The following is a 14719-nucleotide window of genomic DNA, read 5'->3' on the forward strand; positions in this document are numbered from 1 at the left end:
TCTAAATACAGGGGAGAAGAACGTGCCCTCGGGGTAGCATCTTGGTGACGAAAGGAGGGGTGCCATGGTGGGTGACGCGTTCAAGGCGCTGGGAGACCCGACGCGCCGGCGCATCCTGGAGCTTCTTGCGGACGGAGACCTCACGGCCGGGCAGATTGCCGACAACTTCGACATATCGAAGCCGTCCGTGAGCAACCACCTGGGGGTGCTGCGGTCGGCGGGGCTCGTGACGAGCCGGCGCAGCGGGCAGAGCATCATCTATCACCTGAACACGACGGTTTTTCAGGAGCTTATGCAGTGGATCGCGGGGCTGGGCCACGCGTCCGGAAAGGATGGGGGTCATGGTCGCTCGTGAGCGGAGGGGCGGTCGCGGGGGTCGCGTGCCGCGCTTTGACAGGCGCGTGGTGGTCGTCCTCGTAGCCATCGTGGCGGCAAGCGTCGTGGGGCACTTGGTGGTGTACCCGCGCCTTCCGGACGTCGTTCCCACGCATTGGAACGCGGCCGGCGTCGTGGACCAACGCAGCCCGAAGGCGCTGTCCCTTGTGCTGGACCTGCTGCCGCTCCCGATGGCGGGGCTGTTCTGGCTTGTGCCGCGCATCGACCCAAACGGTGGCAACTTTAGGGACTTTTGGGGCTTCTACCAGGGGTTTGTGGTGGTGCTGACCGTGTTTGTGTGTGCGCTTTCGTGGATGGCGGACCTGGCGGCGCTTGGGGTGCTTCCCCACGAGGGCTCGGGCTTCGTGGGCATCGCGGTGCCGCTGGGCGTGGGGCTGCTGTTTGTCTGGATTGGCAACTACCTGCCGCGCGTGCGGCGCAACCACACGTTTGGCGTCAGGACGTCGTGGGCGCTCGCGGACGAGCGCACCTGGCAGAAGTCGCAGCGCATGGGCGGCATCACGTTCGTGGTCATGGGGGTTGCGCTCATGGCGCTGGGCCTGTTGTCGCAGGCCATGCCAGGCGAGGTCGTGTTTGCGGTGCTACTGGCCGTGGTGCTTGGCGGCAGCGGGTGGACGATGCTCTACTCGTATTTGGTGTGGCGCGGCGGGGACCGTTAGCTGCGGCGCTGCGGGCGGCGCCAGCTGCGGCTACGCGTTCTTCTCGCCCGTCTGCATGCGCCGGATGCGCAGCTCAAGGCGCCGTCCCACCGCCACGAGCGCCATCACGATAACGTAGTACACCACGGCGATGGCCACGAACGGCTCGAACGCGCGGTAGGTGAGCGCCTGCACGCTCTCTGCCGCGCGCATCATGTCCGCAAGGCCGATGGTGGCGACGAGGCTCGAGCTCTTGAGCACGGTGATGACCTCGTTCACGAGCGCGGGCGCCACGGACATGAGCGCCTGTGGCAGGATGACGTGCACCATCATGGGCACGTAGCGCATGCCGATGGAGCGTGCCGCGTCGTATTGGCCCTGGCTCACGCCCTGGATGCCGCCGCGCAGCGTCTCGGACACGGTGGCAGAGCCGTTGAGCCCCAGCGTGACGACGGCTGCGGCAAACATCGAAATCTTGTAGCCCGTGATCTGCGGGGTTGCAAAGTATGCAATAAACAACAGCACGATGAGCGGGATGCCACGGAAGAGCGACGTATAGAAGTCCAAAATCGCGCGAAGGGGGCGGTTGCCGGCAACCTTGAGCAGAGCAATCACGAAGCCCAAGGCAAACGCAAACACAAGTGCGACCGCCGTCACCTCAAGGGTTACGGCGAGGCCGCTCAAAAACATTGGATAGTACGGCTCTATTATCGAGAAGTTCAGGTCCATTGGCCCTTCCGCCCGCGGGATGCGCACCTGTCGTCATTGCGTCCGGCCGCCCCACGTGCGGGCGTGACCGGACGCCGTGCGACGCCTATTCTACTTGACGCCCTCGGTCGCGGTGCCGGCGGCGCTCACGTCGTCTCCCCATGCGAAGTCCGCGCCCACGTACTTCTTGATGTGCGCGTCGAGCGTTCCGTCCTTCAGCATCTTGCCGATCTCCTGGTCGAACGCCTTCACGAACGTGGCACCCTTCGTGGCCATCACGCGGTAGACGCCCACGTAGTCCTGGGTGTCCTTGCGGTCCAAGAGGCCAAGCACCAGGCCCTTGTTCGCGTCGCGCATAGACTGGCCCTCCGCGCCGTCGCACAGGTACGCGTCGATGCGGCCGGCAAGGACCTCCTGCAGGCACTGCGTGCCGCCGTCGTAGGTGTGGATGTCGCCGTCTGGCAGCACGGCTTCGACAAACTTGTTCTGCACGGTGCCGGTGGTGCAGGCGATGCTCTTGCCCTTGAGGTCGTCCACGGAGGTCACGGCCTTTCCGCCCAGGGTGAGCACGCCCACGAGGGGCTCGTAGTAGCCGCGGGTGAAGTCGAAGGTCTTCTCGCGCTCCTTGTTGGAGGACATCGCCATCGTGAACGACGTGTCGCTCGACTGCACGGACGCGAGCGTCGCGGAGAACTCCTGCGCCTCGAACTCGTACGTGAAGCCCAGGCGCCGCGCCAGCTCGTCTGCGATCGCGATGTCAAGGCCGACGACCTTCTTCTTGCCGGACTTCGTCTTCTGCACGTAGCGGTAGGGTGCGAACGCGTCGTCCCCCACGAACGTGAGGTGCTGGCCCGCAAGCGCCTTCTTCGACGTGCTCGCCGCGGAGGCGGACGCGTCGCTGCCGGAGCCACCGGTGCCGCAGCCGGCGAGCGCTCCCATCATGGTGACGGAGCCCGCGGCCACAAGGCCCAGGAAACCCCTCCTGTCAAGGTCGATGCTGCCGATGCCATGTTGCGCGCGCGTCATGAAACCCTCCAAACTGGTGCGAATGCCGATGCACGGCCATTGTAGGCATCGGCTTGCAGATACATATTCCTACCATAAAGATGGGATATTACTTGTAACATTGCGGAGGCGCCACCGCGGCGGAGCCGCACCGTCCGGCATGCCACCGCCCCCATGGGCCTGCCGCCACTACGAGCGCAGGACCTTCTCCAATGCCTTGCCGTGGGCAAGCTCGTCCACCATCTTGTCCAGCACGCGGACGTCACGCATGAGCGGATCTTCTATCTCCTCCACGCGCACGCCGCAAATGCGGCCGGTCACCTGCGTCCGTGCGGGGTTCATCCGCGGGGCGTTGCGGAAGAAGTCCCCGTATGTGGCGTCGCCCTCCGCCAGGGCCTCGATCGCCTGGCGCGAGTATCCCGTGAGCCACTCTGCGACGGCGAACACCTCGTCCGCCGTGCGCCCCTTGCGCTCGGCCTTCCTTACCAGCAGGGGCCACACCTTGCCAAAGCGCATGCCAAAGACCTTGCCGTTGTCTGCCATGGACACCCCAATCGACCCATGCGAACTTGCCTTCGCGACACGCGACGCCCTCGCGCGGTCGCGTCAGATGATAGGCTAGCAACACGCGCGCGCCGTGCGCAAGGCCGCGCGGACGCGGGTTTGGACTGACGACGCCTTGGAGGCGAGCATGGGATACGCGTACACCAACGGGACGATTCTGGATGGCACATGGGCGATGGAGCCCCTTGAGGGAATGGCCCTCCTCCAGGAGGGCGAGAAGATCGTGGACATCGTGCCCGCTGACCGCGTGCCGCAGGGGTTTGCCCCCATCGACCTCGACGGCGCCTACCTGCTGCCTGGCCTGGTGAACCTGCACGTGCACCTTGCGATGGACGGCCGCCCGCCAAAGGCGAGCAAGAAGCCTGTGGACTACACGAGGCTCTATCACGCGCTCACGTCCAACGCGCTCCTGAGGGCAGCGGCAAGGCGCAGGGTCGCCGGATTTGCGCGCACGGAGCTCATGAGCGGCGTCACCACCATCCGCACCGTCGGCGGCGTGCTGGACTTCGACGCGCGGGTGCGAGACGAGACAGACGCCGGCAGGCTCGTGGGCCCGCGTATCATCGCGTCCAACATGGGCGTCTCCGTTCCCGGCGGGCACTTCGCGGGCTCTATCGCGACGGAGGCCGCCTCGCCGCAGATGGCGGTCGAGCACGTGGACAAGATCGCCCAGACGAAGCCCAACCTCATAAAGCTCATGGTCACCGGCGGCGTGATGGACGCGTCCGAGGAGGGGGAGCCCGGCGTGCTGCGCATGCCGCCCGAGGTGGTGCGCGCCGCCTGCGACGAGGCGCACCGGCTTGGGTTCAAGGTCGCGGCACACGTGGAGAGCTCCGAGGGCGTGCGCGTTGCGCTGGAGGGCGGCGTGGACACCATCGAGCACGGCGCGCCCCTGGACGCCCGCGCCATCGCGCTGTTCAAGAGGCGAGGGGCCGCGGACGTCTGCACCATATCGCCCGCGCTCCCGTACGCGGAGTTCGACCTGGGCGAGTCGCACGCGCAGCCCGTCGCAAAGCGCAACGGGCGCATCGTGATGGACGGCATCGTCGCGTGCGCGAAGACCTGCCTTGCGCAGGGAATTCCCGTGGGCCTTGGCAACGACGTGAGCTGCCCGTTCGTGACGCATTACAATTTCTGGCGAGAGCTTTGCTACTTCCACAGGTACGTGGGCGCCTCCAACGCGCAGACGCTCCACCTGGCCACGCTCGGCAACGCCGCGATCGCGGGCGTTTCGGACGTGACGGGAAGCCTCGAGCCCGGCAAGAGCGCGGACCTCCTGGTGGTCGGCTCCAACCCCCTCGAGGACCTCTCGGCCCTGCGCGACGTGCGCATGGTCGCACTGCGTGGCAGGCTCCAGCGTCACCCGCGCGTTAGGCGCTTTGCAGACATCGACGCCCTGCTCGATAGGTACATGTAACGGAGGAACTCATGAGAGAACTCGAGGAGCGCATCATCCGGGAGGGCATCGTCCGCGAGGGCGAGGTGCTCAAGGTCGACAGCTTCCTGAACCACAAGTGCGACGTCGCCCTGTACGACCACATGGGGGCGGAGTGGGCGCGCCTGTTCGCTGGCAAGCCCGTCGACAAGATCCTGACGATCGAGGCCTCCGGCATCGGCATCGCCTGCGTCGCCGCGCGCCACTTCGGCAACGTGCCCGTGGTCTTCGCGCGCAAGACAGAGTCCATCAACCTCGACGGCTCGCAGTATCGCACGCAGATCCACTCGTACACGCACGGTCGCGACTACCACGTGATCGTGGCGAAGCGCTTCCTCACCCCGGGTGAGCACGTGCTCGTAATCGACGACTTCCTGGCAAACGGCTGCGCCCTCAACGGCCTGCTCGAGATCTGCGACGCGGCGGGCGTCTCGGTCACCGGCATCGGCATAGCGATCGAGAAGGGCTTCCAGCCGGGCGGCAAGAGCCTCCGCGAGCGCGGGTATGACCTCCAGTCGCTGGCGATCGTGGAGGCGATGGACCCAAAGACGGGCAGCATCGTCTTTCGCGAGCAGTGACCAGTCCCAACCGCTATGGTGAGGTGGAGAAAAACGCACGGCCTTATAAGGAGACTCCTCATGTATGACAAGCTTCCGGTCCCCGGACGCAACGATGCCTGCTGGTGCGGCAGCGGCAGGAAGTACAAGAAGTGCCACGCGGCGGAGGACGACCGCCTCGACCAGCTGTACCACGCAGGCGAGGAGGTCCTCCCGCGCTCGCTCATCAAGACGGCGGCGGACGTCGAGGGCATCAAGGCCTCGGCTGCCGTGAACATGGGCGTGCTCGACTACGTGGGCGAGCACATCTGCGCCGGCACCACGACCATGGACATCAACCGCTGGGTGGAGGAGTACCTCTCCGCTCACGACGCGGTCTCCGCCGACCTCAACTTCGAGGGGTACCCGTTCAGCGTGTGCACCTCCATCAACGACGTCGTCTGCCATGGCTTCCCGGACGAGGGCGCCGTGTTGAGGGACGGCGACATCATCAACGTGGACATGTCGACCATAAAGGGCGGGTACTTCTCGGACTCCAGCCGCATGTACTGCATCGGCGAGGTGAGCCCGGAGCGCAGGCGTCTTGTGGACGTGTGCCACGAGTCCGTCAAGGCCGGTCTGGCCGCGGTGAAGCCCTGGGGCCACCTGGGCGATGTGGGCGCCGCCGTCCATCGGGTCGCTCTGGACGCGGGCTTCTCCGTCGTGGAGGAGTACGGCGGCCACGGCATCGGCTGCGAGTTCCACGAGGACCCGTTCGTGAGCTTCACGAGCGAGGCGGGCACGGGCCCCATCCTCATGCCAGGCATGTGCTTCACCATCGAGCCCATGGTGAACGCGGGCGACCCCGACATCTACATCGACCGTGGCAACGGCTGGGTTGTGCGCACGGTCGACGGCAGCGACTCCGCGCAGTGGGAGGTCCAGCTTGTCGTGACGGACACGGGCTACGAGCTGCTGAGCTGGTAGGCAACGGCAAGGGGCGTCAAGTGCCACAGGCTGCCCGTCTTGGCGCGGCGCCCGCCGCAACGCACACAAGCGACGCCAGTCACCCAGCGCTTGGATGGCTGGCGTCTTTCATGTGCGGCCCTATGCCACGTCGTTCTGCGCGAAGCGATGGCCGGCCGGCACCTGGCGCGGCTCGTACTTCTCGTCCGTCTTGCCCAGGACGATGGAGCCGAGCGGCGCGAAGCCCTCCGGCAGGTCAAGCTGGGCCAGAAGGTCTGCGTCCTGCGCCAGCGCGCGCGTCGCGCCGTAGATGTAGCAGCTGCCGACGCCCTGGTCCACGGCCGCGAGCGACATGTTCTGGATCACGGCGGCCACGTTCGCGCTCGCGACGTTGCCCTCCCGGTCGCTCGAGACCACCACCAGCATTGGCGCGCCGTACAGCGGGTGCGCGTCCGGGTTGCCAAACATGCGAGCCGCCGCGGCGTCGATGGCCGCAAGCAGGCTGGGCCGCGTGACGACGGTCAGGTGGATGCTCTCGTACCTGCCCATGCCGATGGGCGCCTCGTACGCGGCCGTCAGGATCGCCTCCAGCTGTTCCGGGTCCACGACCTGCCCCGTGTAGCTGCGGATAGACCTGCGACGGTTGAGTGCCTCGCTCAGTTCCATGATGCCTCCCAATCCAACGTGTGCCTGACACGGAGTATGCCCTTTTTCGGTTTGGGTAATCTTGTGGGGAGTCTGGCGAGAAAAGCTGCCCCCTTACCGAAGACGCGGGCGGGCAAGAGGCCTGCCGCGGCGTAGAATCAACGGCGTTGGCAGGGCATGGTTCAGACGGGGGCACGCATGAGGGTTGCGGTCGTAGGCACGGGGTTCATCGGCAAGCTCGTGGCGCCAAAGCTGGCGGCGTGGGGGTATGACGTGACGTATGTGGTGTCCACGCCACGCTCGCTCGCAAAGGCAGAGGCGCTGGCGGCAGAGGTGGGCGCCCTCGCGAGCTGCGACTACGATGCCGTGCTGGCATCCGACAAGGTCGATGCGGTCTACCTGGGAATTCCCAACGACCTGCACTACGACTACGCTACGCGGGCCCTACTGGCGGGTCGGCACGTGATCCTTGAGAAGCCGATGTGCTCCAACTACGACGAGGCTCGTCGTCTGGTGACGCTCGCCGACGAGCGGGGTCTCCTGCTGTTTGACGCGACGACCACGCTCTACCAGCCCAGCACGCTCAAGGCGGCGGAGTGGCTGCCGCGCGTGGGCGAGGTCAAGCTCGCCGCGGTCAACTACAGCCAGTACTCCAGCCGTTACGACCGGTTCAGGCGCGGGGACATCGCGCCGGCGTTTGACCCAGCGCACTCCGGTGGCGCGCTCATGGACCTGGGACATTACTGCCTGTCGTGGCTGTGTCGCCTGTTTGGAGAGCCCAAGGACGTGATCTACCTGGCAAACGTGGAGCGTGGGATTGACACCTCGGGCATGACGCTGCTGGACTACGGCGGCTTCAAGGCGACCGCGATTGCGGCAAAGGACTGTGGCGCCCCCAGTTACGGCATCGTGCAGGGAACCGCTGGCTACATCCGCATGGACGGCAAGCCCAACGCCCTGTGTCCCGTGGAGCTGCACCTCAACGACGGAACGATCGAGAAGTATCTGCCTCCCGAGCGGGACCAGTACCGCGCGGAGTTCGAGGCGCTCCGTCGCTTTGCCGAGAGCGGTCAGGACGGCCTGGCACTGTGCCACAAGATGAACGAGCTCGCGCTCGTGGTGAGCAAGGTGCAGACACAGGCGCGCGAGTCCGCGGGCGTGGTGTTCCCGGCAGACGCCCACTAGGCTGAACAGCTGCGGCTTCTTCTGCCAAGTGATGGCTGGCAATGCTGACGAGGTGACCGGCTCCTGATGCGGCCGAGTGGCCAATGGGTGCTTACTCCACGTCGTGCGGCGATCCTGCTGGATTGGACGGTGGCGCGCAAGCCCGCATCCCAACGAACTGGGGAGAGTCGGCACGCAAGGGCCCGCCAGATTTCTTTCCGGTCCGGTCATTGGCGTGCCGCGAGGTCGCTGCGTGGCAGTTGCGAGCTGCCATCGCCATTGCGCCCGTTGTCCCTGGATACTGCACAATCACATCAATGCATTAATCATAAACACATATTCAACAGTGATTTGTTAGTATATAACGTATCTTTGAGGGGTGGAACCGGCGTTCCGCCCCTCAAGGAGCAACCAAATCTGCAAGGGCGCGGGGCACGTGCGTTAGACCGAGAGCTCGCGCAGCGCAGCCTCGGCCTCCTCGCGCGTGGTGGCCCAACTGCCCTGGACCATGGTCGGCTTGCCGCCACCGCGTCCATCGAGGCGACGGTTCAGTTCCTTGCATATGGGGCGCAGGTCCACCGTGGTGCTCGCAATCGCGAAGTTGATGCGGCCGTCGGAGCCCTCCATAGGCGCGAGTGCCGCGACGACAGGTGCCACTCCGCCCTCTGTGACGCGCTCGCACAGGTAGCGCAGCTCGTCCATGTCCGCGGCGTCGCGGTAGCTCACGAGGGGGCCGTCCTGGTGCGCCGTGGAGGCGACCTCGTGGTCGATTGCCTTGCGGTTTGCCGCCTTGAGCAGGTGCTTGAGCTCGTCCTTCTCGCCCGAGAGGCGCCGCACGGCGTCGGGCACGTCCTCGTCCGCGACGGAGAGGAAGTTGCTCACGTCGCGCAGGCGACCCGTGAGGTCCTCGCACAGCTCCAGCGCGCGCCGTCCGCACAGAAGCTCGATGCGGGTCTTCTTCTTTTTGGTGCCCACGCGCAGAATCTTGACCAGGCCTACCTGGCCCGTCGTCGCCACGTGGGTGCCGCAGCACGCGCAGGAGTCGACGCCGTCGATCGTGACCACGCGGATCTGCCCGTCGTGCTCCTTCTTGCTGCGAAAGTCCATCGCGTCCAGCTGCGCGGGCGTGGGCAGAAGCGCGCGCACGGGCACGTCGTCGCGGATGGCGGCGTTGGCGCGACGCTCGACGTCCAGGGCCTGCTCCGGCGTGAGGATGCCGTCAAAGTCGACCTCGATGCACTTCTCGCCCATGTGGAAGCCCACGTTCTCGTAGCCGTAGAGCGCGTGCACGATGCCGGACACGATGTGCTCGCCCGTGTGGGCCTCCATGTTGTCGCGGCGCCACGTCCAGTCGAGCGCGCCATGGACGGCGGTGCCCACGGCAAGCGGCGCGTCTGCCAGGTGGAACACGGTTCCGGGCTCGGCGCCGGGCACGGCCTCGCGCACGTGGACGGTGCCGGGGGCCTCCGCGGGCGCGGCCTCGCCCTCCTGCGCGCCCTCCGCAGCGGGCGCGGGCGCCGGTGCGTCTGCGGGTACGAGCGTGCCGCGGTCGCCGGGCTGGCCGCCGCCCGTGGGATAGAACGCCGTCCTGTCCAGCGCGATGGCGAACCCGCCCTCCGCGGGCTCGCACGACGTCACGCGTGCGTCGAACTCGCGCGCGTAGGTATCGGTGTAGTACAGCTCGTCAAACGTCTCCATGTGGCGCCCCCTCATGCGCAAGCCGCCCGGCGCAAACGTCGGGCGGCGATTGGTTTCCATCGACACATGATAGGCGCTTCAGGCGCGCCTTGGGCGCACGGGCGCTACTGGAGCGTCAGCAGCAGCGCCATCTTGAAGCGCTTCTCGGCGCGCACGTAGTGGCGGCCGTTCTTGTCGAACTTGAAGCACTCGCCGGCGTGGATCACGTGCTCCTGCCCCTCGTAGCCGATGACGCCCTCGCCGTCGAGCGCGAACACGAGCGCCTCGCCGGGGGCGGAGTGCTCGGAAAGCCCGCAGCCGGCGTCGAAGCTCATGAGCGCGAGCTTCATGCCGTCGTTGTGCGCGACGTCCATGTTCACGATGGTCCCGTCCTGGTAGGGGAGGAGCTCCCCGAGCCTGAAGACGTCGCCCGCCTTGACCGCCTGGTTCATGATGGTTTCCCTTTCCATGTTGAGTTCCGTGTACGTGCAGCCTTCCTGCGTGGCCATGCCCACCGTGGCGCCCGCGGACACCAGGATGGACTCGCCCGCGGCTACGTGGCGCGCGCCGTCTCCGGCGTCCACGTCCATGCTGCCGTCCGCCACCATAAGCAGCTTGTGCTGGGGGTGCGTCTCGGCGCTGATGTCCGTCCCGGCCGCGAGCGAGAAGTAGCTCACGGCAAGCCCCGTGCCCTCGTGCACCGCAAACGACGTGGTGCAGCCCGGCGTCGCGGGGTGCTCCTTCGCTATGCTGAACGTCCTTCCGGCCGTCTCCCTCATGTGATGTCTCCGTTTCTGGCGCGCCGCCTGCTGGGTGCCTGCTGGCGCGCCCGTTGTCTGTACGGGCTCAGCGTAGCCAAGCTGCTGGAGGCATGTCCGTTGCCGCGGCAACGGTTTTCAGCGCAGCTGCTCCTCCATCCACGCGCGCAGGTGCCGCTCCATGCGCGCAAACGCGGCGCGCGTGTCGTCGCGGGCAAACGGCCGCTCCATCATCCGGAACACGCAGCCCTGCTCCGCCGTGATGGCAAGGCTTTGGGGAAACGCCATCTCCCACGCAAAGCAGACGTGGCCCAGAAGGATGTCCGCCGGGTACCTGCGCGCGGCGCGCGGGATGGTGGAGTGCCGCCAGAACCAGGAGGCGGCCTCCTGGGAAAGCTCGCTCTCCAGGAGCGTGCGCTCCGGGAAGCCGTAGATGTCCTGTACGGGGCAGGTGCAGTTCACCTTCAGGATGTCTATCTTGTCCGCGTCGCGCAGGAGCTCGCACAGGCGGCGCGTGCGCGCGTCCAGGTCCTGCGGCAGCCGCCACGAGCTGTGCAGCGCGACGGCCGTGCGGATGAGCCCGTCCTCGTCCGGCGCGGCCACGTAGTCGCGGATCGTGGGCGCAGTGCCGTCCAGCCCGTCAAACAGCACGCGCGCGCCGAGGGCCGCGTGGCTGGTGGAGGCGGCGTCGTTGAACGTGCCATAGCGTCTGACCTGCTCGAAGCGACCCACGTCGTGCAAGAGCCCCAGCAGCCACGCAAGGTCGACGTACTCTGGGGACGCGCCTTCCGGCAGGGAGCGCGCGATCTTCTCGGCAAGGTCCGCCACGCGCCAGGTGTGCTCCACCTTCAGGGCGATCTTGGGGTCCTGGGGGTCAAAGCGCTCCACGTAGCGCTCGAACGCGTGCGCCGCCCGGTCCCTGTCTATGTGCATGTGGCCTCCTCGCGCGGCGCTTCCCATGCCGCGTCCCAATCCGCGCCACCGTGGCGCGTGCCTGCCGTGCCAGCATTATACGGCTGGCCCCCACCGGGCCGGATGCCGGGTGCCGTCGCCGGCCCGGGATGCCCCCGAGTCGCGCGCCCGCACGTGCCGCAACACAAACCCGCAACGTTGGGGAAACGAAGCGAGCGACGTTTCGCGCCCGTCCCGTAACCACGCCTAAACCGCAGGTCAACGTCCGCGCACTACAGTGGGCCCAAGGTCTTACGGAGAGGAGCACGTCATGCCCATGCGGTACGAGGACTACAAGCGCTACCTGAGCCCGGCGCTCGCAAAGAGCACGGACCTCGTGATCGACCACGGCGAGGGCGGCTACATGTACGACGTCAACGGCGAGAAGTACCTCGACTTTGTCCAGGGCATCGCCGTGAACGCGCTGGGCCACAACGACCCGCACGTTCGTGCCGCCATCCACGAGCAGGTGGACAGGCTCGTAAACGGCAGCTTCAACATGGTGAACTTCCCCACCACGCTCGAGCTCGCGGAGCGCATAGCCCAGGTGGCGCCCGGCGACCTTGGCTGCACGCTGTTTGCCAACGGCGGCGCGGAGGCCACGGACGGCTCGCTCAAGCTCGCGCGCGCCTACACCCGCAGGCCGTGCATCATCGCGTTCAAGGGCTCGTTCCACGGCCGCACGTGGGGCGCGCTCTCCGTCACCGGCTCTGCCGCGCACTACCGCGAGGCATACCAGCCGGGGCTGCCGGGCGTGTACTTTGCCACCTACCCGCAGAAGGACCTCTGCCCCAAGGGCATGGACGTGGAAGAGCGCTCCAGGTTCTGCCTGGACGAGCTCAAGCAGCTGTTTGACTACCTGGTGGAGCCCACTGAGGTCGCGGCCATCATCATGGAGCCGGTCCAGGGCGAGGGCGGCTACTTCGTGCCGCCCGCGAGCTTTGTCCAGGGCGTGCGCGAGATCTGCGACACGTACGGCATCCTGCTCATCTTCGACGAGATTCAAAGCGGCTACGGCCGCACCGGCAAGATGTGGGCCGGCCAGAACTTTGGCGTGACGCCCGACGTCATGAACCTGGGCAAGGCCATCGCGGGCGGCATGCCCATGAGCGCCATTGTCTCCACCGAGAAGATCATGGCAAAGTGGCTGCCCGGCATGCACGGCGGCACCTTTGGCGGAAACCCCGTGGCCGCGGCCGCCGGCCTTGCGGTGCTGGAGCAGTTCGAGGAGCAGCGCATCCTCGAGAACGTGAACGAGAAGGGCACCTACCTCGCCGGAAAGCTGGAGGAGCTGCGGAAGGCCCATCCCGTGGTGGGCGACGTGCGCGGCATCGGCCTGATGCGCGCCATCGAGTTCGACCACCCCGAGGACGGAAGCCCGGCGCCGGAGATCTGGGGTGCCGTGAAGGCCCAGTGCCTCAAGAACCACATGATCACCCTCAACTGCGGCGTGCACGGCAACGGCATGCGCTTCGCAACCCGCCTGAACGTCACGACAGAAGAGCTGGACGAGGGCGTGGGAATCCTGGACCGCTCCATGGGCGAGCTGGGGTACTAGACGGGCGCTGGCGCCCGGCCGTTGGAGCCGGCGCAGGGGAAAGCCATGCAAGGAGGCCATCATGCCACGCATCGCATATCTGGGAAGCGCGGTCCCGCTGGACCTTGAGCGCAGGATGCTGGGCGAGCTGGGCAGGGACGACGTCGAGGTGTACGAGGTCGACTCCGACAACGCGGGCCGCCCCGCGCGCGGGTCGCTTTCGGGCGCGGACGCGCTCGTGATCGAGTGGGGCAAGGCGGACGCCCGCACGTTCGACGCGGCACCCCAGCTGAGGTGCGTGAGCATGATGGCAATAGGCCACGACAACATCGACGACGCGGCGGCCTCGCGCCACGGCTGCTGGGTCACGAACGTGCCGGACTACTGCACGTACGACGTCGCCCTGCACGCGCTGGGGCTCATCGTGGACCTGTACAAGAAGATCACCTGGTTCGACCGCCAGGTGCGCGACGGCGTGTGGGACGACATGGCCGGCTACGACGCGCCGCGGCCCCAGGGCCAGACGGCGGGCCTCGTGTTCTTTGGCTCCATCGCGCAGGCGCTCACGCCCATGCTGCAGGCCATCGGCATGAACGTCATGGCCTACGCGCCAACCAAGTCGACCGCGTTTCTCGCCAGCCACGGCGTGACCAAGGCGCAGAGCCTTGAGGAGCTTCTGGAGAAGAGCGACGTGGTGAGCCTGCACTGCCCGCTGGTGGACGCGACGCGCGACATCATCTGCGCGCGGACGCTGCGCCTGATGAAGCCGACCGCGTTCTTCGTGAACACGTCGCGCGGCGGCTGCGTGGTGGAGGAGGACCTGGCGCAGGCGCTGACGGACGGCACGATTCGCGCCGCGGCCGTGGACGTGAAGCGCGACGAGACGAACGCGAAGAGTCCGCTGGTGGGGCTGGACAGATGCATCGTGACGCCGCACTGCGCGTACCACTCGTCAGACTCGTACACCGAGATGCGCACGCGCGCGCTCAAAAACGCCCTGCAGGCGCTGGATGGCGAGAAGCCCGAGGACGCCGTGAACGAGCTCTCGCTCGCGGGGTAGGGCGCGGGCCAGTCGCGGGCCGGCGGCACGTAGCCGCCGGCGGCGTTGTGGCCCGCGTGGCACTGCGGCCGCAGTGGGCGGTGCGCCTGCCCCCTGCGGCCGCGGCGACGGCTACCTGTCCTCGCTGCTCGAGGCCACGGCCCTGGGGCGGACGAGCGCGCCAAACGCGCCGCGCACGATGGGGCCGGCCACGAAGAACTGCCACAGCAGCGCCATGGGCAGGTTGAGGAGCGTCGTCTGGATCCACGTGGACACGATGTCCGGCGCGGCGGGGCGCTTGATGACGAGCGTGGCGACAAGGCTCATGAGCGGGCACATCATCTGCACGCTGAGCGCGGAGATCGCCGCGACCATCGCAAACGGCGTCTTGGGGTTGGGGCCCACCAGCTTCTGGGCGCGGCGGCCGACGACGGGCGAGACCACAAACAGGTCAAGCAGGAACGCGACTGGTCCCATGAACGCGAGCTCCGGCAGCCCGGCGGCAAAGACAAAGTTGGAAAGGCCGCCGACCTCGAGCGAGACGTTATAGCAGATCATGCCATAGACCATGGCGATGACCATCATTACGGTAAAGACGAGCTTCTGGGTGCGAGTTTGCGGCATGTATACCTCCCGGTTGTGTGCAGTGTTGTTCGTTATCACCCGGGAGGGTGTGCGTTTCCAAAGGATACCTGCAGCT

Annotated in this window: 16 protein-coding genes; 8 read left to right on the plus strand and 8 right to left on the minus strand. The window is 66.9% G+C overall.

Annotation, left to right across the window (positions count from 1 at the left end; all coding sequences use genetic code 11):
- The first annotated feature begins 64 nt into the window (after positions 1–64).
- Together BLT96_RS00415 and BLT96_RS00420 are read left to right on the plus strand one after the other, a co-directional pair.
- On the plus strand, positions 65–355 hold the full coding sequence (locus BLT96_RS00415) for an autorepressor SdpR family transcription factor (RefSeq protein WP_090861139.1): 291 nt from the start codon (positions 65–67) through the stop codon (positions 353–355).
- Positions 342–1055 carry an SdpI family protein gene (locus BLT96_RS00420; RefSeq protein ID WP_172824957.1) on the plus strand — a complete coding sequence of 238 codons (714 nt, stop codon included), beginning with the start codon at positions 342–344 and terminating at the stop codon, positions 1053–1055. Before BLT96_RS00415 ends, BLT96_RS00420 begins: the two co-directional genes overlap by 14 nt.
- A gap of 30 nt (positions 1056–1085) precedes the next feature.
- Here BLT96_RS00420 and BLT96_RS00425 read toward each other — a convergent pair whose 3' ends face one another.
- The 3 genes from BLT96_RS00425 to BLT96_RS00435 form a co-directional block, all read right to left on the minus strand.
- Positions 1086–1763, minus strand: coding sequence for an amino acid ABC transporter permease (locus tag BLT96_RS00425; protein WP_090861141.1), 678 nt, complete (start codon positions 1761–1763; stop codon positions 1086–1088).
- A gap of 90 nt (positions 1764–1853) precedes the next feature.
- Positions 1854–2768 (minus strand): substrate-binding periplasmic protein, encoded by a 915-nt coding sequence (locus BLT96_RS00430; protein WP_090861142.1) that lies wholly within the window; start codon positions 2766–2768, stop codon positions 1854–1856.
- Between the two features lie 168 nt (positions 2769–2936).
- Entirely contained in the window at positions 2937–3290 is a 354-nt protein-coding gene (locus BLT96_RS00435) for a DUF2200 domain-containing protein (protein WP_090861143.1), read from the minus strand.
- Between the two features lie 148 nt (positions 3291–3438).
- On the opposite strand from BLT96_RS00435, the gene BLT96_RS00440 reads away from it, so the two are divergent.
- From BLT96_RS00440 to BLT96_RS00450, 3 genes are read left to right on the plus strand one after another with little or no spacing between them, the layout of a single operon-like run.
- Positions 3439–4728, plus strand: a complete 1290-nt coding sequence (locus BLT96_RS00440; RefSeq protein WP_090861144.1) for an amidohydrolase family protein — start codon at positions 3439–3441, stop codon at positions 4726–4728.
- 11 nt (positions 4729–4739) lie between these two features.
- Positions 4740–5324: a xanthine phosphoribosyltransferase gene (locus BLT96_RS00445; RefSeq protein WP_090861145.1), complete on the plus strand. Its 585-nt coding sequence runs from the start codon at positions 4740–4742 to the stop codon at positions 5322–5324.
- Between the two features lie 60 nt (positions 5325–5384).
- Positions 5385–6269: a methionyl aminopeptidase gene (locus BLT96_RS00450; RefSeq protein ID WP_090861146.1), complete on the plus strand. Its 885-nt coding sequence runs from the start codon at positions 5385–5387 to the stop codon at positions 6267–6269.
- A gap of 120 nt (positions 6270–6389) precedes the next feature.
- On the opposite strand, the gene BLT96_RS00455 is transcribed toward BLT96_RS00450, so the two are convergent.
- Positions 6390–6914, minus strand: a complete 525-nt coding sequence (locus BLT96_RS00455) for a nitroreductase family protein (RefSeq protein WP_090861147.1) — start codon at positions 6912–6914, stop codon at positions 6390–6392.
- A 177-nt stretch (positions 6915–7091) separates the two neighbouring features.
- On the opposite strand from BLT96_RS00455, the gene BLT96_RS00460 reads away from it, so the two are divergent.
- A complete protein-coding gene (locus BLT96_RS00460) occupies positions 7092–8078 on the plus strand; it encodes a Gfo/Idh/MocA family protein (protein ID WP_157692075.1) in 987 nt (328 codons plus the stop codon).
- Between the two features lie 420 nt (positions 8079–8498).
- Here BLT96_RS00460 and BLT96_RS00465 read toward each other — a convergent pair whose 3' ends face one another.
- The 3 genes from BLT96_RS00465 to BLT96_RS00475 all read right to left on the minus strand — a co-directional run bounded on the left by BLT96_RS00465 (position 8499) and on the right by BLT96_RS00475 (position 11425).
- On the minus strand, positions 8499–9755 hold the full coding sequence (locus BLT96_RS00465; protein WP_172824958.1) for an alanyl-tRNA editing protein: 1257 nt from the start codon (positions 9753–9755) through the stop codon (positions 8499–8501).
- A gap of 104 nt (positions 9756–9859) precedes the next feature.
- On the minus strand, positions 9860–10513 hold the full coding sequence (locus BLT96_RS00470) for a cupin domain-containing protein (RefSeq protein ID WP_090861150.1): 654 nt from the start codon (positions 10511–10513) through the stop codon (positions 9860–9862).
- A gap of 117 nt (positions 10514–10630) precedes the next feature.
- Positions 10631–11425 carry an HD domain-containing protein gene (locus BLT96_RS00475; protein WP_090861151.1) on the minus strand — a complete coding sequence of 265 codons (795 nt, stop codon included), beginning with the start codon at positions 11423–11425 and terminating at the stop codon, positions 10631–10633.
- Positions 11426–11714: 289 nt separating this feature from the next.
- On the opposite strand from BLT96_RS00475, the gene BLT96_RS00480 reads away from it, so the two are divergent.
- Both BLT96_RS00480 and BLT96_RS00485 read left to right on the plus strand, forming a co-directional pair.
- The gene (locus tag BLT96_RS00480; protein WP_197674369.1) at positions 11715–13001 is read left to right on the plus strand and encodes an aspartate aminotransferase family protein; all 1287 of its coding nucleotides are present in this window, start codon (positions 11715–11717) and stop codon (positions 12999–13001) included.
- Positions 13002–13062: 61 nt separating this feature from the next.
- Positions 13063–14040 (plus strand): C-terminal binding protein, encoded by a 978-nt coding sequence (locus BLT96_RS00485; protein WP_090861152.1) that lies wholly within the window; start codon positions 13063–13065, stop codon positions 14038–14040.
- A gap of 111 nt (positions 14041–14151) precedes the next feature.
- Here the strand turns inward: BLT96_RS00485 and BLT96_RS00490 are convergent, their stop codons facing one another.
- Positions 14152–14643, minus strand: a complete 492-nt coding sequence (locus tag BLT96_RS00490; protein ID WP_090846632.1) for a DUF2798 domain-containing protein — start codon at positions 14641–14643, stop codon at positions 14152–14154.
- Positions 14644–14719: the final 76 nt, after the last annotated feature.

This window comes from Parafannyhessea umbonata (assembly GCF_900105025.1).
In the GTDB taxonomy this organism is placed as follows: Bacteria; Actinomycetota; Coriobacteriia; order Coriobacteriales; family Atopobiaceae; genus Parafannyhessea; species Parafannyhessea umbonata.

Coding starts and splice junctions, on each gene's coding strand:
- BLT96_RS00460 (WP_157692075.1), top strand. CDS start 7,092: ATGAGGGTTGCGGTCGTAGGCACGGGGTTCATCGGCAAGCTCGTGGCG.
- BLT96_RS00415 (WP_090861139.1), top strand. CDS start 65: ATGGTGGGTGACGCGTTCAAGGCGCTGGGAGACCCGACGCGCCGGCGC.
- BLT96_RS00420 (WP_172824957.1), top strand. CDS start 342: ATGGTCGCTCGTGAGCGGAGGGGCGGTCGCGGGGGTCGCGTGCCGCGC.
- BLT96_RS00485 (WP_090861152.1), top strand. CDS start 13,063: ATGCCACGCATCGCATATCTGGGAAGCGCGGTCCCGCTGGACCTTGAG.
- BLT96_RS00480 (WP_197674369.1), top strand. CDS start 11,715: ATGCCCATGCGGTACGAGGACTACAAGCGCTACCTGAGCCCGGCGCTC.
- BLT96_RS00425 (WP_090861141.1), bottom strand. CDS start 1,763: ATGGACCTGAACTTCTCGATAATAGAGCCGTACTATCCAATGTTTTTG.
- BLT96_RS00430 (WP_090861142.1), bottom strand. CDS start 2,768: ATGACGCGCGCGCAACATGGCATCGGCAGCATCGACCTTGACAGGAGG.
- BLT96_RS00445 (WP_090861145.1), top strand. CDS start 4,740: ATGAGAGAACTCGAGGAGCGCATCATCCGGGAGGGCATCGTCCGCGAG.
- BLT96_RS00455 (WP_090861147.1), bottom strand. CDS start 6,914: ATGGAACTGAGCGAGGCACTCAACCGTCGCAGGTCTATCCGCAGCTAC.
- BLT96_RS00490 (WP_090846632.1), bottom strand. CDS start 14,643: ATGCCGCAAACTCGCACCCAGAAGCTCGTCTTTACCGTAATGATGGTC.
- BLT96_RS00435 (WP_090861143.1), bottom strand. CDS start 3,290: ATGGCAGACAACGGCAAGGTCTTTGGCATGCGCTTTGGCAAGGTGTGG.
- BLT96_RS00450 (WP_090861146.1), top strand. CDS start 5,385: ATGTATGACAAGCTTCCGGTCCCCGGACGCAACGATGCCTGCTGGTGC.
- BLT96_RS00440 (WP_090861144.1), top strand. CDS start 3,439: ATGGGATACGCGTACACCAACGGGACGATTCTGGATGGCACATGGGCG.
- BLT96_RS00470 (WP_090861150.1), bottom strand. CDS start 10,513: ATGAGGGAGACGGCCGGAAGGACGTTCAGCATAGCGAAGGAGCACCCC.
- BLT96_RS00475 (WP_090861151.1), bottom strand. CDS start 11,425: ATGCACATAGACAGGGACCGGGCGGCGCACGCGTTCGAGCGCTACGTG.
- BLT96_RS00465 (WP_172824958.1), bottom strand. CDS start 9,755: ATGGAGACGTTTGACGAGCTGTACTACACCGATACCTACGCGCGCGAG.